The 19,901-nt window shown below is 70.8% G+C and carries 17 protein-coding genes, 1 tRNA gene and 2 pseudogenes; 6 read left to right on the top strand and 14 right to left on the bottom strand.

Annotated features, from left to right (window positions below; genetic code table 11):
- Nucleotides 1-25: 25 nt before the first annotated feature.
- The 3 genes from CLT68_RS10270 (at nucleotide 26) to CLT68_RS10260 (ending at nucleotide 3,293) form a co-directional block, all read left to right on the top strand.
- Nucleotides 26-1,072 (top strand): LacI family DNA-binding transcriptional regulator, encoded by a 1,047-nt coding sequence (locus tag CLT68_RS10270; RefSeq protein ID WP_099850406.1) that lies wholly within the window; start codon nucleotides 26-28, stop codon nucleotides 1,070-1,072.
- 32 nt (nucleotides 1,073-1,104) lie between these two features.
- The gene (locus tag CLT68_RS10265; RefSeq protein ID WP_099850404.1) at nucleotides 1,105-2,739 is read left to right on the top strand and encodes a glycoside hydrolase family 13 protein; all 1,635 of its coding nucleotides are present in this window, start codon (nucleotides 1,105-1,107) and stop codon (nucleotides 2,737-2,739) included.
- A 182-nt stretch (nucleotides 2,740-2,921) separates the two neighbouring features.
- Nucleotides 2,922-3,293, top strand: a complete 372-nt coding sequence (locus CLT68_RS10260; RefSeq protein WP_099850402.1) for a VOC family protein — start codon at nucleotides 2,922-2,924, stop codon at nucleotides 3,291-3,293.
- A gap of 43 nt (nucleotides 3,294-3,336) precedes the next feature.
- Here the strand turns inward: CLT68_RS10260 and CLT68_RS10255 are convergent, their stop codons facing one another.
- From CLT68_RS10255 to CLT68_RS10230, 6 genes and pseudogenes are all read right to left on the bottom strand, one after another.
- Nucleotides 3,337-3,774, bottom strand: a complete 438-nt coding sequence (locus tag CLT68_RS10255; protein WP_030486628.1) for a hypothetical protein — start codon at nucleotides 3,772-3,774, stop codon at nucleotides 3,337-3,339.
- 81 nt (nucleotides 3,775-3,855) lie between these two features.
- A complete protein-coding gene (locus tag CLT68_RS10250) occupies nucleotides 3,856-4,242 on the bottom strand; it encodes a GntR family transcriptional regulator (protein ID WP_099850400.1) in 387 nt (128 codons plus the stop codon).
- Nucleotides 4,242-5,168 carry a YhjD/YihY/BrkB family envelope integrity protein gene (locus CLT68_RS10245; protein WP_099850398.1) on the bottom strand — a complete coding sequence of 309 codons (927 nt, stop codon included), beginning with the start codon at nucleotides 5,166-5,168 and terminating at the stop codon, nucleotides 4,242-4,244. The genes CLT68_RS10250 and CLT68_RS10245 overlap by 1 nt, the downstream gene beginning before the upstream one ends.
- A gap of 79 nt (nucleotides 5,169-5,247) precedes the next feature.
- Entirely contained in the window at nucleotides 5,248-5,817 is a 570-nt protein-coding gene (locus CLT68_RS10240; protein WP_172862155.1) for a 2'-5' RNA ligase family protein, read from the bottom strand.
- A gap of 24 nt (nucleotides 5,818-5,841) precedes the next feature.
- Nucleotides 5,842-6,867 carry a tryptophan--tRNA ligase gene (gene trpS / locus CLT68_RS10235; RefSeq protein WP_088951433.1) on the bottom strand — a complete coding sequence of 342 codons (1,026 nt, stop codon included), beginning with the start codon at nucleotides 6,865-6,867 and terminating at the stop codon, nucleotides 5,842-5,844.
- Nucleotides 6,868-7,119: 252 nt separating this feature from the next.
- A pseudogene (locus CLT68_RS10230) lies at nucleotides 7,120-8,094 on the bottom strand (hemolysin family protein); the annotation flags it as partial.
- A 249-nt stretch (nucleotides 8,095-8,343) separates the two neighbouring features.
- On the opposite strand from CLT68_RS10230, the gene galE reads away from it, so the two are divergent.
- Entirely contained in the window at nucleotides 8,344-9,273 is a 930-nt protein-coding gene (galE, locus tag CLT68_RS10225; protein WP_231927529.1) for a UDP-glucose 4-epimerase GalE, read from the top strand.
- Nucleotides 9,270-10,439 carry a galactokinase gene (gene galK / locus CLT68_RS10220; protein ID WP_099850396.1) on the top strand — a complete coding sequence of 390 codons (1,170 nt, stop codon included), beginning with the start codon at nucleotides 9,270-9,272 and terminating at the stop codon, nucleotides 10,437-10,439. The genes galE and galK overlap by 4 nt, the downstream gene beginning before the upstream one ends.
- Before the next feature lie 140 nt (nucleotides 10,440-10,579).
- On the opposite strand, the gene CLT68_RS10215 is transcribed toward galK, so the two are convergent.
- The 8 genes and pseudogenes from CLT68_RS10215 to CLT68_RS10180 all read right to left on the bottom strand — a co-directional run bounded on the left by CLT68_RS10215 (nucleotide 10,580) and on the right by CLT68_RS10180 (nucleotide 18,374).
- Nucleotides 10,580-11,908 (bottom strand): GTP-binding protein, encoded by a 1,329-nt coding sequence (locus CLT68_RS10215; protein ID WP_099850394.1) that lies wholly within the window; start codon nucleotides 11,906-11,908, stop codon nucleotides 10,580-10,582.
- Nucleotides 11,908-12,819, bottom strand: a complete 912-nt coding sequence (gene cysD / locus CLT68_RS10210) for a sulfate adenylyltransferase subunit CysD (protein ID WP_088951429.1) — start codon at nucleotides 12,817-12,819, stop codon at nucleotides 11,908-11,910. Before cysD ends, CLT68_RS10215 begins: the two co-directional genes overlap by 1 nt.
- Before the next feature lie 75 nt (nucleotides 12,820-12,894).
- A complete protein-coding gene (locus CLT68_RS10205) occupies nucleotides 12,895-13,725 on the bottom strand; it encodes an inositol monophosphatase family protein (protein WP_099850392.1) in 831 nt (276 codons plus the stop codon).
- Nucleotides 13,726-13,880: 155 nt separating this feature from the next.
- Nucleotides 13,881-14,495, bottom strand: coding sequence for an aminoacyl-tRNA hydrolase (gene pth, locus CLT68_RS10200; RefSeq protein WP_371408316.1), 615 nt, complete (start codon nucleotides 14,493-14,495; stop codon nucleotides 13,881-13,883).
- A 71-nt stretch (nucleotides 14,496-14,566) separates the two neighbouring features.
- A complete protein-coding gene (locus CLT68_RS10195; RefSeq protein ID WP_099850390.1) occupies nucleotides 14,567-15,250 on the bottom strand; it encodes a 50S ribosomal protein L25/general stress protein Ctc in 684 nt (227 codons plus the stop codon).
- A gap of 344 nt (nucleotides 15,251-15,594) precedes the next feature.
- Nucleotides 15,595-16,575 carry a ribose-phosphate diphosphokinase gene (locus CLT68_RS10190; protein ID WP_030329105.1) on the bottom strand — a complete coding sequence of 327 codons (981 nt, stop codon included), beginning with the start codon at nucleotides 16,573-16,575 and terminating at the stop codon, nucleotides 15,595-15,597.
- Nucleotides 16,576-16,633: 58 nt separating this feature from the next.
- Nucleotides 16,634-18,135 (bottom strand): annotated as a pseudogene (gene glmU / locus CLT68_RS10185) (bifunctional UDP-N-acetylglucosamine diphosphorylase/glucosamine-1-phosphate N-acetyltransferase GlmU).
- 167 nt (nucleotides 18,136-18,302) lie between these two features.
- Nucleotides 18,303-18,374: transfer RNA gene (locus CLT68_RS10180), tRNA-Gln, on the bottom strand.
- A 373-nt stretch (nucleotides 18,375-18,747) separates the two neighbouring features.
- On the opposite strand from CLT68_RS10180, the gene CLT68_RS10175 reads away from it, so the two are divergent.
- Entirely contained in the window at nucleotides 18,748-19,713 is a 966-nt protein-coding gene (locus CLT68_RS10175; RefSeq protein ID WP_099850386.1) for an acyl-CoA desaturase, read from the top strand.
- Nucleotides 19,714-19,901: the final 188 nt, after the last annotated feature.

Here is a 19,901-nt window from a genome sequence, read left to right as displayed (position 1 = left end):
CTTGCCGGTGGGCTAAAGTGCCGCCATGCGCGCTCGACTGTCCGACATCGCCCAGCAGGCCGAAGTGAGCGAGGCCACGGTGTCGCGGGTGCTCAACGACCGCCCCGGCGTGGCCCCGGAGACCCGGCAGGCCGTCCTGACCGCCCTCGACGTGCTCGGCTACGAGCGCCCGGCCCGACTGCGCAAACGCAGCGCCGGGCTGGTCGGCCTGGTGGTGCCGGAGCTGGACAACCCGATCTTCCCCGCCTTCGCCCAGGTCATCGAGTCGACCCTGGCACAGAGCGGTTTCACGCCGGTGCTCTGCACCCAGAGCGCCGGCGGGGTGACCGAGGACGAGTACGTGGAGATGCTGCTGGACCGGCAGGTCTCCGGGATCGCCTTCGTCTCCGGCCTGCACGCCGACACCGCCGCAAACCACGACCGCTACCGGGCACTGCTCGCCCGACCCTTGCCGGTCGTGATGATCAACGGGTACGTACCGGGCATCGGCGCGCCCTTCGTCTCCTGCGACGACCGGGAGGCGGCCGAGCTGGCCGTCGCCCACCTGGTCGCGCTCGGGCACCGGCGGATCGGCCTGATCACCGGCCCGGACCGGTTCGTTCCCGTGCAGCGCAAGGTGGCCGGTTGGCGCTCGGCGATGACGCGCCTGGCCGGTGTAGCCGAATCGGATCTGGGCCCCCTGGCCGAGCTGTCGTTGTTCGGTGTGGAGGGTGGCGAGGCGGCGGCCGGTCGACTGCTCGACCGTGGTGTCACCGGCGTCGTCTGCGGCTCCGACCTGATGGCTCTCGGAGCGGTCCGGGCGGCCCGCCAACGTGGCCTCAGCGTGCCCGGCGATCTCTCCGTGGTCGGCTACGACGACTCACCGCTGATGGCCTTCACCGACCCGCCGCTGACCACCATGCGGCAGCCGGTCATCGCGATGGCGGTCGCCGCCGTCCGGGCCCTGGTCGACGAGATCAACGGGCACGGCGCCCCGCACTCGGAGTACCTGTTCCGGCCGGAGCTGGTGGTGCGTGGCTCCACCGCAGTCGTTCCGAGTTCCGCGCGGCTGTCTTACGCAAGATCTGCTTGACTCTTGCAGCGGCGGGCCGGCATATTGCTCGGATGATCAGCACCACCACCCCGCCGCACGCCACCGAGGACGACTGGTGGCGCTCCGCGGTCGTCTACCAGGTGTACGTCCGCAGCTTCGCCGACAGTGACGGCGACGGCGTCGGTGACCTTCAGGGCATCCGGCAACGCCTGCCGTACCTGCGCGACCTCGGGGTGGACGCGCTCTGGCTGACCCCGTTCTACACCTCCCCGATGATCGACGGCGGGTACGACGTCGCCGACTACCGCGACGTCGACCCGATGTTCGGCACCCTCGCCGACTTCGACGCGATGATCACCGACGCGCACGCCCTCGACCTGCGGATCATCGTCGACCTGGTGCCCAACCACACCTCCAGCTCGCACCGCTGGTTCACCGCCGCCCTCGCCGCCGGCCCCGGCTCGCCGGAGCGGGCCCGCTACCTCTTCGCCGACGGCCAGGGCCCGCACGGCGAGCTGCCCCCGAACGACTGGGAGAGCATCTTCGGCGGCGCGGCCTGGACCCGGACCGCCGACGGTCAGTGGTACCTGCACCTGTTCGACCCGGCCCAACCGGACCTGAACTGGCGCCACCCGGAGGTCCGCGCCGAGTTCGAGGACGTGCTGCGGTTCTGGCTGGACCGGGGCGTGGACGGGTTCCGCGTCGACGTGGCACACGGCATGATCAAGGCGGACGGGCTGCCGGACGTCGGCTTCAGCACGATGACCACCGGCCAGCGCCAGGTCGAACTGCTCGGAAAGGGCCGGCTGCCCTACTTCGACCAGGACGAGGTGCACGAGATCTACCGTGCCTGGCGGCCCATCCTGGACAGCTACCCCGGCGGTCGGATGGCGGTCGCTGAGGCGTGGGCCGAGACCCCGCAACGGCTCGCCCGCTACGTCGGCCCGGACGAGCTGCACCAGGCGTTCAGCTTCGACTTCCTCGACGCCACCTGGACGGCCGACTCGTTCCGCAAGGTGATCGACACCGCGTTGACCGAGTCGACGGTGGTCGGCGCACCGACCACCTGGGTGCTCTCCAACCACGACAAGCAGCGACACGTCACCCGCTACGGCGACGGCGTCGAGGGGTTGCGCCGAGCCCGCGCCGCCAGCCTGCTGATGCTCGCCCTGCCCGGCAGCGCCTACCTCTACCAGGGTGAGGAACTGGGCCTGCCCGAGGTCCTCGACCTTCCCGACGAGCTGCGCCAGGACCCGGCGTTCCTGCGCACCGGCGAGAGCCGCGACGGTTGCCGGGTGCCACTCCCGTGGAGCGGCGACCTGGCCCCGTACGGCTTCGGACCAGCCGGCAGCGAGGCGAGCTGGCTGCCCACCCCCGCCACCTGGCGGGCCCTCTCCGTCGACGCGCAGAGCGGCGTACCCGGCTCGACGCTGGAGCTGTACCGGGCCGCGCTGCGAATCCGCCGCGACCACCCGGCGCTGGCTGTCGACGCCGGCGGGGTCACCTGGCTGGAGAGCGGGCCGGACGTGCTCGCCTTCTCCCGCACCGCCGGCGAAACCGTGCTGACCTGCGTGGTCAACCTCAGCGGCGCGCCGGTCCTGATCGACGGGTACGGTCAGCCGCTCGTCGCCAGCGACACGCTCACCGAGCAGGGCTCCGGTCACCTGCTGCCGGTCGACGCGGCAGCCTGGTTGGAACGGCGCTGAGCGGGTAACTCGTTTTCGACCTGGTCGTCCGTCGTGCCCCGCGCCAACGGGCGACTGGGCTACCAACCCCTTGTGGTGGGGGGTGAGGTGGCGCTGGCGCCACGCGGAGTCCGTTCCGCGTGGCGCCGGTGTCCGTCCGGGCCCGGCGTGTTTACCGCCGCCGCCGTGGGTACCGGAAACCCATGGGCGTACGGATTGCGCAGTGCACACTAGACGTCGAGGACATTGACCTGATGGTGTCGTTCTGGTCGGCGGCCCTCGGCTACGACACCGAGCAGGGCGACGACGGCAGCGCCAAGCTGTTGCCCCCGGGCGGCCCGTCCGCCACGGCGCCCACCCTCTGGTTGCAGGGGTCCGGCACCGGCAAGCGGGGCAAGAACCGTCTGCACCTCGACCTGGTCGCCGACACCGACCCGCAGACTGAGGTACGGCGCCTGATCGACCTCGGCGCACGCCATGTCGACATCGGTCAGACCGGATCCGAACAGTTCACGGTGCTCGCCGACCCCGAGGGCAACGAGTTCTGCGTGCTGGACTCGGCACCGACCCGCTGACCGTCTCCCGGGAGTCGCCGCGACCCGCTGACCGTTCCCGGGATCACTTCGCGGTGAGCAGCGCCGCGATCCGGGTGAAGCCGGCGCGCACCTCGGCCTCGTCCGGCGGCTCCACGGGTTCGCCGTGCCCCGCCTCGTCGGCGGCGGCGTCCAACTCCTCGTCGATCACGTCCTCGAAGTCACCGTAGAGGTCGGCCCCCTCCACCTGGCGGGCCTCGTCCTCGGCGGCGACCTGCGCAGCGGCTATCTCACTGCGGATCTCGTCGGCCGACAGCGCCGGCAGCAGCGGCTCCACCACGGCCATCAACTGCTCCTCGGCCACCACCGCCTCGGCCAGCGCCAACGCGTGCGGCCGCTCGTACGGCCCGCAGACCACCGGCTCCCACTCGTCGAGGTCACCGAGCGGACCGAAGGTGATGATCCACGGCAGGCCGAGAAGCGGTGAGTCCGCCGGCAGGTCCAGTGTCATGAGTGCGCCCACCGGCTCATCATGGTCCGCAAACGCGAGCCACGAAGCCTTTCGGCTCAGTTACCGCCCGTCCGGCGGTCGATCAGCGGCCGGTCAGCCGGGGCGGGCGGCATCCAGGGCGGCACGGACCAGAGCGAGCGCGGTGGCCGGCGCCACGCCGAGCCGAGCCGCCTCGGCCGCGTACCCGGCCGCCGCCCGCTGCAACCGGTCGACAGCGTCGTCCCGGCCAGGGGCGACGAAGGTGCCGTTGCGCCCCCGGGTCTCCAGCAGCCCGGCCACCTCCAACTCCCGGTACGCCCGGGCCACCGTGTTCGCGGCCAGCCTCAGGTCGGCGGCGAGCTGCCGGACGGTGGGCAGGCGGCTGCCGACCGGCAACCGGCCGTCGCCGATCATCTCGGCAAGCTGCCCGCGCACCTGCTCGTACGGGGGCACCGACGAGTCCGGGTCGACCGAGATCAGCACGTGGGCACCTTCCGTCATCAGCCCCCACCGCCCGGCGTACCGGGGTCGGTGTCCTCGTCGGCCGGTTTGGGCGGAGCGGCGGCCTCCGCCAGGTCCACCACCCGCCCGTTCGAACTGGTCGCGAGCAGCGCCGCGCCGAACAACACCAGCTGATTGAGCAGGTAGAGGTAGAGCAGCAGACCAACGGCGCCAGCCACAACGGTGTACGCCGGATTCCGCTCGGTACGCACCACGTAGTAGCGCCCGACGGTGTTCAACAGCGTGATGCCGATCGCCACCAGCAGCACCACCGGACGAAGCCGGGACCGGCTCATCCGCAGCCGGGGCACCGCGAGGAGCAACGCGGTGGCGAGCACCGCGTTGACCAGCACGCTGAGCACCGCGCTGATCGTGGTCAGACCGACCGACCCGGTGCTGCGCAACAGGAACCGCAGCACCGACTCCAACGCGTCCACCGCCGCGACCGAGACGCCGAGCAGCACGAAGATGCCGATCATCACGCCCAGGTCGACCAGCCGCCGGATCACCAGGTTGCCCGGCTGCTGGTTGAGTGAGTACATCAACCGCTGCGAGGACCGGATCGCCTCCACCCAGCCGATCCCGGTGAAGACCAGGATGACCAGGCCGACCACACCGACAGTGCCGCTGGAGTTGGCGATCTGCTCGGCGTCCAGGAACGGCAGATTCTCCTTGAGGAAGTCGGCCGCCGCCGCGCTGACCTCGTCGTTGTCCTCAAGGATCGCGCCGAAGATGGAGTACGCGACCAGGGCGAGAGCGAACACCGCGAAGAAGCCGTAGTAGGCGATCGCTGCGGCCAACCGCCCGGCCAGCACGTCGGCGTACAGGGCGCCGGCCCGCCAGACGTGGTCGAAGAGGCCCGACCGGCGGCGCGCGGCGCTCACCCAGCGGTCGATGCCCGCCTCGATGCGGCCGATCACGTTCACGCGATCATCCTCGCCGATCTCCCACCGCCGTCGTGGCAACCGGCTCCCGAAGCTCACCGATCGGCGCGTCGCCGACGGCTCAGTCGCCGAGGCGGAAGTCCCGACGCGGCTGCCACCGGGCCTCCCCGCTGTGCGAGAAGAGGGTGAACGCGTCGACCTCGAACATCGCGGAGAAGTCGGCCAGGTCCTCGTACACCTTGTCCAGGGCCTCCGGCGGCACGTCCTGCGCCACGGTGACGTGCGGATGGTACGGGAAGCGCGCCTGCCGTTGTAGACCTGGTGCCGCGGCGATCGCGGCGGCCAGCAGTTCACACTCGCTGATCCCGGCGGCCACCGCGACGAACACCACCTGGGTGACCGGACGGAACGTGCCGGTGCCCCGCAGGTGCAGCGCGAACGGCAGGTGCCCGGCGGCGACGGCGGCCAGGTGCCGCTCGACAGCGGGCAGGTTGGCCGTCTGGATCTCGGTGGGCCCGAGCAACGTCACGTGCGCGGGCACCGCGAGCGGGTCGCCGGCCTCGACGCGCCGCCGGGTGAGCTGGGCACCCCACGGCTCGGGAATGTCCACCGCGATGCCGATCTGGATGGTGTCGCCGGTCGGCGAAACCCCGCCACTGCGATCCACGCTTCGCGCCGCCCCTCCGGCCACCGACCCGTCCACCTGTCCCGCGAGCTACTCGCCACGAACGGGCGGGAAGAACCCCACCCGCTCGTACGCGGACCGCAGGGTCGTCGCGGCCACCGCGCGGGCCTTCTCCGCGCCGCTGGCGAGCAGCTTGTCCAGCTGCGCCGGGTCGTCGAGGTAGCCGCGGGTGCGCTCCTGGATGGGGCGGACGAAGTCGGTGACGACCTCGGCCAACTCCTTCTTCAGGTCGCCGTAGCCGCGGCCCGCGAAGGCGGCCACCAGCTCGTCGATGCTCCGACCGCTCAGCGCCGAGTGGATGGTCAGCAGGTTGGACACACCCGGCTTGGTCTCGGTGTCGAAGACGATCTCGCGACCGGTGTCGGTGACCGCCGACTTGATCTTCTTGGCGGATCGGGCCGGGTCTTCCAGGAGGTCGATGATGCCGGCCGGCGAGGACGACGACTTGGACATCTTCGCCGTCGGGTCCTGAAGGTCGGTGATCTTGGCGGTGTCCTTCACGATGTGCGGCGCCGGGATCGTGAACGTCTGGCCGAACAACGAGTTGAACCGCTGGGCAAGGTCCCTGGAAAGCTCCAGGTGCTGCCGCTGGTCCTCACCGACCGGCACCGCGTTGGCCTGGTAGAGCAGGATGTCGGCGGCCTGCAGGATCGGGTAGGTGAACAGCCCGACGCTGGACCTGTCGTTGCCGTGCTTCTGCGACTTGTCCTTGAACTGGGTCATCCGGCTGGCCTCACCGAAGCCGGTGATGCAGCCGAGCACCCAGGCCAGCTGCGGGTGCTCGGGCACCTGCGACTGCACGAACAGGGTGCTGCGATCCGGGTCGAGCCCGACCGCGAAGAGCTGGGCGGCGGCCACCCGGGTCCGTTGGCGCAGCAGCGCCGGGTCGTGCCCCGCGGTGATGGCGTGCAGGTCCACCACGCAGTAGAACGCGTCGTGGGTCTCCTGGAGAGCCACCCAGTGCCGTACCGCGCCCAGGTAGTTGCCGAGGTGGAACGAGTCGGCCGTCGGCTGGATACCGGAGAAGACGCGGGGGCGGGCGGGAACGTCGGACATGGCGATAATTCTGTCAGCAACCAACCGGGTCCGTCATGACGGGCCGGCGGGTCGGCCGCGGCCCGCCGATGTCGGGCTGCTGACCTCGCGTGGTTCGCCCGCGCCGACCCGGCGCGTCGGCCCGACCGCGACCCGGCGCTGCTGTCCGCCCACGGCCTCCCGCGCCGGCCCGGAGCCGCCGCCCCGAGCCGCCACGCTGTCCGGCTCGTGGCGCTGCCCGGCGTCCGTCTGGTGGCGTTGCCCGCTGTCGGGCTCTTGGCCTTGCTCGGCTGGGTGGACGGCGGAGACCGCGAGCCGGGCCACCCTGCGGCCGTCCAACGCGAGCACCCGCAGCAGGCAGCCGCCCGTCGTGCCAACCGCGTCGGGCACGTCGCCCTCGTCGGGTTCACCGGGCACCGGGACCTCGTCGCCGTCCACCGGAAGCCGGCCCAACGCGGCCATCACGAACCCACCAACCGTCTCGTACGGGCCGGCGGGCAGTGCCACCCCGGTCCGTTCGGCGAAGTCGGCGAGGTTGAGACGGCCGTCCACCACGGCGGGCAGGCCGGCGCGCACCGGGTCCGGCGTGGCGTCGTACTCGTCGTGGATCTCGCCGATCAGCTCCTCGATGAGGTCCTCCAGGGTGACGATCCCGGCGGTGCCGCCGTACTCGTCAACCACCACGGCCAGGTGCTGGCCCTCTCGACGCATCTCGGTCAGTGCGGGCAGCACCCGCTTGCTGCCGGGGAGGCGCTTCACCTCCCGGGCCAGCTGACCTACGGTGACGCACGGGTCGGTGTCCGGGCGCAGCAGCACGTCACGGAGGTGCACGAAGCCGACCACGTCGTCGTGGGTGCCGTCGGTGACCGGGTAACGGGTGTGCGTCTCGGCGCGGACCAACCGGGCGGCCTCGGCGATGGTCAGCCGCGCCGGGAGGAAGACCACTTCGGTGCGCGGCATCATCACCTCGCGGATCAGGCTGGCACCGGCGACCAGGACCTCGTCGATGATGTGCCGCTCGTCCGGGTCGAGCACCGTGTTCGCAGCGACCAGGTCCCGCAGTTCGGCTTCGGAGATGCGCTCCCGGCCGGCTGCCGGGCCCGCCCCGAGCAGATCGGTGACGAGTCGGGTGGCACCATCGGCGGCGCGGACCAGCACCCGGGCGACGGCCCGGGCGAGCGGCCCGGGGTCGCGGCGGGGCGGCACCCGCACGCGTCGCCGGAGCCCGGTACGGGCCGCTTCCCGCATGACAGAGATGGTAGACACCGTTGGCCCGTCGCACCGGGGGATCACGCGGCGCGGACCACAGATGTTCGGCTCTGTTTAATCGTGAGAGATTATGATGGGATGGGGATGACGACGGCGTCGGCGACGGTGCCGGCAGTCGTCTTAGGGTGATCACGAAGGGCCACGTCCCGGGCGGGCCAGGCAGGAGGCAACGACGTGAAACTGCTCGTCACCGGGGGCGCCGGCTTCATCGGCAGCGTGGTGACCCGGATGCTGCTCGACGCGGGCCACCAGGTCGTCGTCCTGGACGACCTGCGCACCGGTTACCGCGAGGCGCTCGCGCCGGACGCTACCCACGTGCAGGCGTCCATCCACGACGCCGCCCGCATCGTCACCCCGGACGCCGGCTTCGACGGGGTGCTGCACTTCGCCGCCCTGATCGCCGCCGGGGAGTCGATGGTCAAGCCGGAGCTGTACTGGCAGAACAACACCGTCGGCACGCTCGCCCTGATCGACGCGGTCCGGGCCGCCGGGGTGCCCCGCATGGTCTTCTCCTCCACCGCCGCCGTCTACGGCAACCCCACCGAGCTGCCCATCGGCGAGACCGCGGTCAAGGCGCCCACCAACACGTACGGCGCCACCAAGCTCGCCGCCGACATGGCGCTCACCTCGGAGGCCGTCGCACACGGGCTGGCCGCCGTCTCGCTGCGCTACTTCAACGTGGCCGGCGCCCACCTCGACGGTGACGTCTCGCTCGGCGAGCGGCACGACCCGGAGACACACCTCATTCCGATCGCGTTGGAGGTCGCCGCCGGCCGGCGGGAGAAGCTCCAGCTCTTCGGCGACGACTACCCCACCGTCGACGGCACCTGCGTCCGCGACTACATCCACGTCGCCGACCTCGCCCGGGCACACCTGCTGGCGTTGGGCGCCGCCACCGCGAGCCAGCACCGCATCTACAACCTCGGCAACGGCAACGGCTTCAGCAACCGCCAGGTGGTCGACGTGGTCCGCGAGGTCACCGGGCAACCCGTGCCGGTCGAGGTCGCGCCGCGCCGCGAGGGCGACCCCGCCGAGCTGGTCGCCTCCTCCGCGCTGGCCCGCGACGAGCTGGGCTGGGTGCCCGAGAAGCCGACCCTGCACGACATGGTCGGCGACGCCTGGGCGTTCTACCGCGCGCACGTCCTGGAGCAGTCATGACCAACCCCACCGGCGACGTCGCCGAGCGGGCCGCCGAGGGTTTCACCAAGCAGTACGGCGGCAAGGCCACCGGCCACTGGGCGGCTCCCGGCCGGGTCAACCTGATCGGCGAGCACACCGACTACAACGAAGGGTTCGTGCTGCCCTTCGCGCTGCCGCTGCGGACGGTGGTCGCCGCCGACCGACAGGACGGCGACCAGTGGACGGTCTGGTCCGAGCTGTCCGGCGAGACGATCACCTTCGGCGCGGACGACATCGCCGAGCCGGGTCGGGTGACCGGCTGGGGCGCGTACGTCGCCGGGGTGGTCTGGGCGCTCCGCGAGGCCGGCCACCCGGTGCCGGGTGCCCGGCTCGCGATCGCCTCGGACGTGCCGCTGGGCTCCGGTCTCTCCTCCTCGGCGGCACTGGAGTCGGCCGTGCTGGCCGCGCTGCTCGACCTCGGCGGGCTGGAGCTCTCCCCCGAGCTGCAACCCCGGCTGGCGCAGCGGGCGGAGAACGTCTACGTGGGCGCGCCGACCGGCATCATGGACCAGTCTGCGGTGATCCGCTGCCGCGCCGGGCACGCCCTCTTCCTGGACTGCCGCGACGAGTCGGTCGAGCAGATCCCCTTCGACCTGGACGCGGCCGGGCTGGCGGTGCTGGTCATCGACAGTCGAGCGCCGCACCGGCACGCCGACGGTGAGTACGCTGCCCGCCGCCGCTCCTGCGAGGCGGGGGCCAGCGCACTCGGGGTCACCGCGCTGCGGGACGTGGGTGTCGACCAGCTCGACACCGCGCTGGCCCAACTCGACGACGAGGAGACCCGACGGCGGGTCCGACACGTGGTCACCGAGGACCAGCGCGTACTGGACACGGTGGCGCTGCTCCGCGCCGCCCGGGTCCGCGACATCGGCCCGCTGCTCACGGCATCGCACGTCTCGATGCGCGACGACTTCGAGATCACCGTGCCGGAGATCGACACCGCGGTCGAGGCGGCGTTGGCGGCCGGCGCGTTGGGTGCCCGGATGACCGGCGGCGGCTTCGGCGGCTGCGTTCTCGCCCTGGTCGAGGCCGACCGAGCCGACGAGGTCGCCGCAGCCGTCACGGCCGCGTACGCCGAGCGCGGTTTCACCGCCCCCGGCACCCTGACGGTCGTCCCCGCCCCCGGCGCAACCCGCCTCCCCTAACCCCCCACCCCACCCCACCCCACCCACCCCGCCGGGGTTGATCAAGAGGTTTGCGTCAGAATCCGGGCTCGGACTGACGCAAACCTCTTGATCACCGGACGGGCTGGACAGGGGGTGGGGTGGGTCGGGCCGGGGTTCGGTTAGCTGGCTTCGACGATCATGGCGGCGCCCACCGTGCGGTTGGTGGTCTCGTCGATGATGACGAAGCCCCCGGTGGTGCGGTTACGCCGGTATTCGTCGGCCAGCAGCGGCACCGTCGTCCGCAGCCGCACCCGGCCGATCTCGTTGAGCCGCAGCTCCTCGGCCGACTCGTCACGGTGCAGCGAGTTGATGTCCAACCGGTAGTGCAGCCCGCGCACGATGGCCCGCGCCGACCGGGTGGTGTGCTTGATCGCGTACCGGGCGCCGACCCGCAGCGGTGTCGTCTCGTCCATCCAGCAGACCATCGCCTCGATGTCCTGGGCCACCGCCGGCGCGTTGTTCGGGCGGCAGATCAGGTCACCCCGCGAGATGTCGATCTCGTCGGCCAGTCGTACCGTCACCGACATCGGCGGGAAGGCCTCCGCGACCGGCCCGTCGGCGGTCTCCACCGCGGCGATCCGGCTGGTGAAGCCGGACGGCAGCACCATCACCTCGTCACCCGGCTTGAGCACGCCGGAGGCGACCTGACCGGCGTAACCGCGGTAGTCGGTGACAGTTGTCGACTGCGGGCGGATCACGTACTGCACGGGGAACCGGACGTCGACCAGGTTGCGGTCGCTCGCGATGTGCACCCGCTCCAGGTGGTGCAGCAGCGACGGGCCTTCGTACCAGGGCATGTTCTCCGAGCGGGCGACGATGTTGTCGCCGCGCAACGCGGAGATCGGCACCACCGTCAGATCCGGCACGTCGAGCTTCGCGGCGAACGCGGTGAACTCGTCGGCGATCCGCTCGTAGACCTCCTGCGACCAGTCCACCAGGTCCATCTTGTTGACACAGAGGACCAGGTGCGGCACCCGCAGCAGCGAGCACAGGAACGCGTGCCGGCGGGACTGCTCGACCAGGCCCTTGCGCGCGTCCACCAGGATCAACGCCAGGTCTGCGGTGGACGCCCCGGTGACCATGTTGCGGGTGTACTGGATGTGCCCCGGGGTGTCGGCGATGATGAACTTGCGGCGCGGGGTGGCGAAGTACCGGTATGCCACGTCGATCGTGATGCCCTGCTCCCGCTCGGCGCGCAGACCGTCGGTGAGCAGGGCCAGGTTGGTGTATTCGTCGCCACGGGCCGCGCTGACCGCCTCGACCGCCGCCAACTGGTCGGTGAAGAGCGACTTCGTGTCGTAGAGGAGCCGGCCGATCAGGGTCGACTTCCCGTCGTCCACGCTGCCTGCGGTGGCGAACCGCAGCAGGTCCATAGCCCGGGCCTCCGGCCCGGCCCCGGTAACTGCCCGGGCCTCCGCATTCGCGGACGCCACGATCTCGGTGCTCATCAGAAGTAGCCCTCCCGCTTGCGGTCCTCCATGGCGGCCTCGCTGACCCGGTCGTCACCACGGGTCGCGCCGCGCTCGGTGATCCGAGTGGCCGCCACCTCCTCGATGACCTTCTCCACGGTGTCCGCGTCGGATCGGACCGCGGCGGTGCAGGAGGCGTCGCCCACGGTGCGATAGCGCACCTGCGCCTTGAACCGCTCCTCGCCCGCCCGGGGCCGGAAGAACTCGTTGACCGCGTAGAACATGCCGTCCCGCTCGATCACCTCACGCTCGTGCGCGTAGTAGATCGAGGGCAGTGGGATGCGTTCCCGGGCGATGTAGTGCCAGACGTCCAGCTCGGTCCAGTTGGACAGCGGGAAGATCCGGATCGACTCGCCGGGGTGGTGGCGGCCGTTGTACAGCGACCACAACTCCGGTCGCTGGTTCTTCGGGTCCCACTGGCCGAACTCGTCGCGGAAGCTGAAGACCCGCTCCTTCGCCCGGGCCTTCTCCTCGTCGCGGCGGGCGCCACCGAACAGGGCGTCGAAGCGGTGCTTCTCCACCGCGTCGAGCAGCACCGGTGTCTGGATCCGGTTGCGCATGCCGTCGCCGGACTCGCGGACCATGCCGCTCGCCAGGGCCTCCGGCACGCTCGCAATTACGAGCTGCAACCCCAGCTCGGCGACCCGCTGGTCGCGGTATTCGAGGACCTCGGGGAAGTTGTGCCCGGTGTCGACGTGCATGACGGGGAAGGGGATGTTGGCCGGGGCGAACGCCTTCTGCGCCAAGCGCAGCATGACGATCGAGTCCTTGCCGCCGGAGAAGAGCAGCACCGGGCGTTCCATCTCGGCCACGACCTCGCGCATCACGAAGATGCTCTCCGCCTCCAGGGCGTCCAGGTGGGAGACCCGGTACGCCGCGGGGGTGGTCATGACTCCGGCTCGATTCGCTCGCTCATCCGATTTCCAGACCTTTCCGGTCGGACATGTCAAGAAAGTGCGCTCAGGCTACCCGGAATGTCTCTGCAGCGCTGCAAGCAACCGGGTGGCGAGATCCTTACGGCAGACCAGGAGGTCCGGCAGGCGCGGATCCGCCTCGTTGTATCTCAGCGCAGATCCGTCGATCCGGGAAGCGTGCAGTCCGGTGGCCGTCGCCACAGCCACCGGGGCAGCCGAGTCCCACTCGTACTGCCCACCGGCGTGGATGTACGCGTCCACCTCGCCGGTGACGACGGCGGCGATCTTCGCTCCGGCCGAGCCCATCGGCACCAGGTGCGCCCCGACATCCTCGGCCAGGTCGGTGAGGAAGACCGGCGGCCGGCTCCGGCTCGCCGCGAGGCGGATCTTCCGCTCGCCGGCCGTCGCCGCCTCCACCGTCATCGGCGGGTACGCCGGCGGGTAGTCAGTGCCCAGCACCCGGTGCTGCGCCGGCAGCCCCACGGCACCGGCGACCAGCCCGTGCGGGCTCGGCGCGCGACGCGCCCAGAGCGCCACGTGCACCGCCCAGTCCGAGCGGCCCTCCTCGGAGAACTCCCGGGTGCCGTCCAACGGGTCGATGATCCACACCCGGTCCGCGGTCAACCGCGACACCGCTCCGGTGTTCACCTCCGCCGCCCAGGCCAACCGCGAACCTTCGTCCTCCTCGGAGAGCACCGCGTCACCCGGCCGCCACTTCGCCAGCTCCGTGCGGATCAGGTCGTGCGACACCTTGTCCCCGGCCGACTTCAGCGCGCCGGCGTCGGCGAAACCCATCTCCGTCCGCAGGTCGAGCAATGCCTGCCCGGCCCGGGACGCCAACCATCGGGCGAACGCTCCATCGATCATCGGAGGACTCGTCATCTGTCCGCTCCCGTCGCCTCGCCGCGACCCGTGCCCGCACGGACCGATTCGCCGCGACCCGCGTCGCCGGTCGCGGCACGCCGAAAGGCGCAGACTACCGGCCCGCCGTTTCCGATCCGGTACGCCCCGCCCGGCCAGAGACTGTCGGGAAGTCTCTAACTGCCGTGGTAGAGGTTCTGCGTCGGCTCCACGCCCTTGACGATCACCGACTCCACCACGTCGGCGGCCCGGTCCACCAGGAAATCCACTTCCTTGCGCTCTGCCGCGCCGAAATCCGACAGTACGTAATCCGCCGGATCCTGCCGCCCCGGCGGTCGGCCGACGCCGAACCGCACACGGACGTAATCCTTCGTGCCCAACGACTTCGACATCGAACGCAGGCCGTTGTGCCCGCCCTCACCGCCGCCGAACTTGATCCGCACCTGACCGAACTCGATGTCCAGCTCGTCGTGCACCGCGATCACCTGCGTCGTCGGCACCTTGTAGAACTGGGCCAGAGCCGCCACCGGCCCACCCGACAGGTTCATGTACGTAAGTGGCTTGACCAGCACCAGCTTCGGTCCACCGAACCCCAGCCGCGCCTCGGCCACCTCGGCCACCGCCCGCTTGTGCCGCCCGAACCGCGCGCCGACCCGCCCGGCCAGCAGGTCAGCCACCATGAACCCGACGTTGTGCCGGTTCCCGGCGTACTCCCGACCGGGGTTGCCCAGGCCGACCACCAACCACGGCCACGCCTCGTCCGTCACGACCCTGTCCCTCCCGACGTCCATCCCACCGACTCCCGATACGCCGACAGGCGCCCCCGAAGATCCGGGGACGCCTGTCGCACAGTACGAACCGATCAGGCCTCGGTACGCGCCTCGGTGGTCTCGGCAGCGGTGTCCGCGCCCTCGGAGCCCTCGGTGGTCTCGCCGACCTCGGCCTCGGCCTCGTCGGTGGCAACCTCGACCTCGGGCAGCGTCGCCTCGAGCTGCTCGGCGGTGGGGGCGGCGGTGATCGACGCGACGGTCAGGTCCGAGTCGACGGCCAGCTCGACGCCGGCCGGCAGCTTGACGTCACCGGCGGTCACCAGAGTGCCCGCCTCCAAGCCGTCGATCGAGGCCTCGAGGTGGTCCGGAACCTTGGTGGCGTCGGCGGTCACCGAGAGAGTGTCGTGGTCGTGCACGATCAGGGTGTCCCGTGCGGCCTCGCCGGTCAGCTGAACCGGAACGTCGACGGTGACCTGCTCGCCCCGACGAACCAGGATCAGGTCGACGTGCTCGAAGGTGTCGCGGATCGGGTCCCGCTGGATCGCCTTCGGCAGCGCGAGCACCTGGGTGCCGTCGGTGATGTCGATCGCGAAGAGCTGGTTGGCACCGCCCTTGCGGATCGCGGCGGCGAACTCCCGGGACGGCAGCGAGATGTGCTGTGGCTTCTCGCCGTGGCCGTACAGCACGGCGGGCACCTTGCCGGCCCGGCGGGTACGGCGGGCACCACCCTTGCCGAACTCAGTGCGGGGCTCGGCGCTGATCTTTACCTCGGACACGGGGAAACTCCTGATGCTTTTCGCTGCGGCGGCTTGTCGTCTTGCGGTGCTGGGGCGAGGGGCTCGCTGGGGCTCATGCGTCATGAACGACTGCCCGGAGCACCGCGTCGATGACGGTGCCTCCGTGCGGCGCTTTTCAGCGGCCCGCCGGGCACCCTCGCCGTGGCAACCGCACCAGTCTACCCGAGCTGTTTCCAGGGTTTCCGGCAGTCCCCGTTCACGGCTCCAGACCGGCGCGCTGGTGGTGCTCCCACCAGCGCGCCGGCCCCGTTTCCACCAGTTTGACAGCCCCGCTCCCACCGGCGCGGCGAGTGGCGGAAACGGGGCTCACCGACGCGCGATGCTCAGCTCAGGCCGCCGAAGAGGGTCGTCACCGAGCCGTCGTCGAAGACCTCCCGGATCGCCCGCGCCAGCAGGGGCGCGATCGACAGCACGGTCAGCTTGTCCAACTGCTTCTCCGGCGGAAGCGGCAGGGTGTTGGTCACCACGATCTCGCTGATCGAGCTGTTCTTCAGCCGCTCCGTGGCCGGGTCGGACAGCAGCGCGTGGGTGGACGCGACCACGATCTCCGCCGCCCCCGACTCCTTCAGGATGTCGGCGGCCTTGGCGATCGTGCCACCGGTGTCGATCATGTCGTCGACGATCAGGCAGACCCGGCCCTCGACCTCGCCGACCACCCGGTTCGCAACGACCTGGTTCGGCTTCATCGGGTCACGGGTCTTGTGGATGAACGCCAGCGGGCAGCCGCCCAACCGGTCGGTCCAGCGCTCGGCCACCCGCACCCGGCCCGAGTCCGGGGCCACCACGGTCATTGGCCGGCCGGCGTACTTGTGCTCCACGTACTCGGCAAGGATGTCCATGGCGAAGAGGTGGTCCACCGGGCCGTCGAAGAAGCCCTGGATCTGCGCGGTGTGCAGGTCGACGGTGAGGATTCGGTTCGCGCCCGCGGTCTTCAGCAGGTCCGCCACCAGCCGGGCCGAGATCGGCTCCCGACCCCGGTGCTTCTTGTCCTGCCGCGCGTACGGGTAGAACGGCAGCACCACGGTGATCCGCTTGGCCGACCCCCGCTTCAGCGCGTCCACCATGATCAGGGTTTCCATGACCCAGGTGTTCACCCCGTGCGTGACGGACTGCACCACGAAGGCGTCCGAACCACGCACCGAGTCCTTGAACCGTACGAAGATCTCGCCGTTGGCGAACTCGTACGCGTCGGCCGGGGTCGGCGCGACGCCGAGCACCTCGCCGATCTCCTTGGCCAACTCCGGAAAGCCACGTCCGGAAAAGAGCATCAGGCTTTTGCGGTTTTCGGCGACGATGCTGCCCATGGGCCCGTCTGCTCCCGTTTTGTCGGCGGTACCCGACCCGGTGGTGGTGGGTCGGGGACTATTCGGTTGCAGTATCTCCCGTGCCGGATGCGCCGCCCACCGTCTCGGTCACCCCGTGGATTGCCTCACTGTCGCTTGCGGTGCCGGGTGTCACGACGCACCCTTCGCGTCACCGTTCGGCTGCGCACCCTTCGCGTCCTGGGCCCGCTGCGCCGCCTCCGCCGCAGCCGTGCCGGCGCGACGCTTCACGACCCAGCCCTCGATGTTGCGCTGACGTGCGCGCGCCACACCCATCGCGCCCGCCGGGACGTCGTCGACGATCACCGAGCCAGCGGCGGTGTACGCCCCGTCACCGACCTCGACCGGCGCCACGAACATGTTGTCCGCACCGGTGCGCGCGTGGCTGCCGATCACGGTCCGGTACTTGTTGACGCCGTCGTAGTTCACGAAGACCGACGCGGCGCCGATGTTGGTCTGCTCGCCGATCGTCGCGTCGCCCACGTAGGTCAGGTGCGGCACCTTCGAGCCGGCGCCGATCTGCGAGTTCTTCACCTCGACGAACGTGCCGACCTTCGCCTTCTCGGCCAGCCGGGCCGCCGGCCGCAGGTACGCGTACGGCCCGACGCTCGCGCCCGCGCCGATCTCGGCGCCGACGGCGTGGCTGCGGACCACCGACGCGTCGGGGCCCACGATCGTGTCGACCAGCGTGACGTCCGGCCCGATCATTGCGCCCTCGCCGACCACGGTGCCGCCGCGCAGTTGGGTGTTCTGGTCGACCACCGCGTCGCGGTCCAGAGCCACCGTCACGTCGATCCAGGTGGTCGCGGGGTCGAGCAGGCTCACCCCGGTACGCATCCACGCCTCGTTGACCCGGTCGCGCAGCAGCCGGCGCAGCGTCGCCAACTCCACCCGGTCGTTGCAGCCCAACGTCTCGACGTGGTCGTCGGCCATGTGCACCGCGACCGGCTCACCGGCCGAGCGGAGCAGGCCGAAGACGTCGGTCAGGTATTCCTCGCCCTGGTCGTTGTCGGTGGAGAGCTTGCTCAGCGCCTCGCGCAGCCGTGCCGCGTCGAACGCGTAGATCCCGGCGTTGATCTCCCGGATCGCACGCTGCGTCGCGTCGGCGTCGCGCTCCTCGACGATCTGCTCCAGGCGGCCGTCGGCGTCCCGGACGATCCGACCGAGCCCGGTCGGGTCGGGCACCTCGGCGGCCAGCACTGTGGCTGCCGCGGCGGCCTGCTCGTGCGCGGTCACCAGCGCGCCCACCGTCTCGGGTCGCAGCAGTGGCACGTCCCCGTTGATCACCACGACGGTGCCGGCGCCGTCCGGGACGGCGTCCAGGGCGATCCGCACGGCGTGCCCGGTGCCGAGTTGCTCGGCCTGGAGCACCGGCGTGGCGTCCGGGGCGACCTCGCCCAGGTGGGCCCGGACCTGGTCGGCGCCGTGCCCCACCACGACGACTGTGCGGTCCGCGGCCAGCGGCGCGGCGGCGCTCAGCACGTGACCGAGCAGCGTCCGTCCGAGCAGCGGGTGCAGCACCTTGGGCAGTGTCGACTTCATCCGCTTGCCCTCACCGGCGGCGAGAACGACGACGGTACGAAGGTGGGGCTGGGGCACGACGTGGCTCCCGTCGGGACGGCGGACACTCTCGCGGTCATGCTAACCGCGAGGCCCGGCCTGTCTTCCTCTTACCCCCACCGACCCTTAAACAGGACGTAGATGGGCAGCTCGGCCGCCAGGGTTCGAACCTGAAATACGGGTACCAAAGACCCGGGTGTTGCCAATTACACCACGGCCGATCAGCGACGCGAGCACGTCGCATCAGGGGGATGAACATCCCGCCGCTACACCTTAGCGTCCCTGCCGTCCGACGCCATCGCTCATCCCGCCGCAGAGCGGGAGCGACGCGGGAGCGCGGGGCGAGAGCCTGCCACGCGGGCCCGCTGATCAACCCGGTTCCCCCGATGTGTCGGGGATTCGCGGGTGCCAGGGCAGCGCACGCGAGTCGCGTCAGTGGACGACGCCGCCCCCAGTTGCGCCGACGGCACCTGACCTGCGGCTTTCGACGGGCACGTGAGGAGCTTTCGAACTTCCTCGTGCGATCTACGGTGCCGTAAGTTACGGTGACGTAGGCGTAGCTTCGTGATCGTAACCATCCCCCTGCGAGGTCCCATGTCCACTGCTCTGCTCGATCCCAACACCGCCGGACCCGGCCCCAAACCACTCACCGACGGCAGCCAGTCCTCCGGCATCCTGGCCGCCCTCTGGGCTTTCGTGGTCATCCCCTTCGTCGCCCTGCTGGTCGCCGTGCCGGTGGCCTGGGGCGGCTGGCTGGGCTGGACCGACGTGGTCATCGGCCTGGTCTGGTATGTCGTCTCCGGGCTCGGCATCACCGTCGGCTTCCACCGCTACTTCACCCACGGCTCGTTCAAGGCCAAGCGGTGGCTGCGGGTGTCGCTGGCGGTCGCCGGTTCCCTGGCGGTGCAGGGCGAGATCATCCAGTGGGTCGCCGACCACCGCCGACACCACGCGTTCTCCGACATGGAGGGCGACCCGCACTCGCCGTGGCGCTTCGGCACCAGCTTCTGGGCGCTGACCCGAGGCCTGTTCCACGCACACGTGGGCTGGTTGTTCCGCCGGGAGCTGTCCAACCGTGCGCGCTTCGCTCCGGACCTCATCGCCGACCGCGACATCAGCCGGGTCGACAAGCTCTTCCCTGCGCTGGTGGCCGTCTCGCTGCTCGGCCCCGCGCTGATCGGCGGCCTGGTGACCTGGTCGTGGCAGGGCGCGCTGACCGCGTTCTTCTGGGCCGGGCTGGTCCGCATCGGTCTGCTGCACCACGTCACGTGGGCGATCAACTCGGTCTGCCACGTCTACGGCGAGCGCCCGTTCGCGATGCGCCAGGGCGACCGCGCATCCAACTTCTGGCCGCTGGCGATCCTGTCTTTCGGCGAGAGCTGGCACAACCTGCACCACGCCGACCCGACCAGCGCCCGGCACGGTGTCCTGCGGGGTCAGGTGGACATCTCCGCCCGGGTGATCTGGCTGTTCGAGAAGGTCGGCGCCGCGACGCAGGTGCGCTGGCCAAAGCCGGAGCGCCTCGCCGCGAAGCTGGTGAAGCCGGTCGCACCCCACTAAAACCGGGCGGTGCTCCGAGATGCCGCCTGGCAGGATGGCCGGGTGACCGAGCCACGCGGGGGGACCGGACGGCTCGGCAGACGGGGAGCCGGGCCCGATCCGGGTACGGTCGGACGGCGCGGCAGGGCGGTCGCACCGCCCGACAGTGAGGCGACGACGTGAACGGGCACAGCGGAGGCACCATTCCA

Source organism: Micromonospora sp. CNZ299, from assembly GCF_002754415.1.
Note: the sequence above shows the minus strand (reverse complement) of the source record. Positions and strands in the feature narration are given on the sequence as shown.

Excerpts from the sequence above, each read along its gene's own strand:
- CLT68_RS10250 (WP_099850400.1), bottom strand. The coding sequence starts at position 4,242 with ATGACGGAAGGTGCCCACGTGCTGATCTCGGTCGACCCGGACTCGTCG.
- CLT68_RS10175 (WP_099850386.1), top strand. The coding sequence starts at position 18,748 with ATGTCCACTGCTCTGCTCGATCCCAACACCGCCGGACCCGGCCCCAAA.
- galE (WP_231927529.1), top strand. The coding sequence starts at position 8,344 with ATGCTGCTCGACGCGGGCCACCAGGTCGTCGTCCTGGACGACCTGCGC.
- trpS (WP_088951433.1), bottom strand. The coding sequence starts at position 6,867 with ATGTCCGACGTTCCCGCCCGCCCCCGCGTCTTCTCCGGTATCCAGCCG.
- CLT68_RS10190 (WP_030329105.1), bottom strand. The coding sequence starts at position 16,575 with ATGGGCAGCATCGTCGCCGAAAACCGCAAAAGCCTGATGCTCTTTTCC.
- pth (WP_371408316.1), bottom strand. The coding sequence starts at position 14,495 with ATGGACGTCGGGAGGGACAGGGTCGTGACGGACGAGGCGTGGCCGTGG.
- CLT68_RS10205 (WP_099850392.1), bottom strand. The coding sequence starts at position 13,725 with ATGACGAGTCCTCCGATGATCGATGGAGCGTTCGCCCGATGGTTGGCG.
- CLT68_RS10260 (WP_099850402.1), top strand. The coding sequence starts at position 2,922 with ATGGGCGTACGGATTGCGCAGTGCACACTAGACGTCGAGGACATTGAC.
- CLT68_RS10270 (WP_099850406.1), top strand. The coding sequence starts at position 26 with ATGCGCGCTCGACTGTCCGACATCGCCCAGCAGGCCGAAGTGAGCGAG.
- galK (WP_099850396.1), top strand. The coding sequence starts at position 9,270 with ATGACCAACCCCACCGGCGACGTCGCCGAGCGGGCCGCCGAGGGTTTC.
- cysD (WP_088951429.1), bottom strand. The coding sequence starts at position 12,819 with ATGACCACCCCCGCGGCGTACCGGGTCTCCCACCTGGACGCCCTGGAG.
- CLT68_RS10215 (WP_099850394.1), bottom strand. The coding sequence starts at position 11,908 with ATGAGCACCGAGATCGTGGCGTCCGCGAATGCGGAGGCCCGGGCAGTT.
- CLT68_RS10265 (WP_099850404.1), top strand. The coding sequence starts at position 1,105 with ATGATCAGCACCACCACCCCGCCGCACGCCACCGAGGACGACTGGTGG.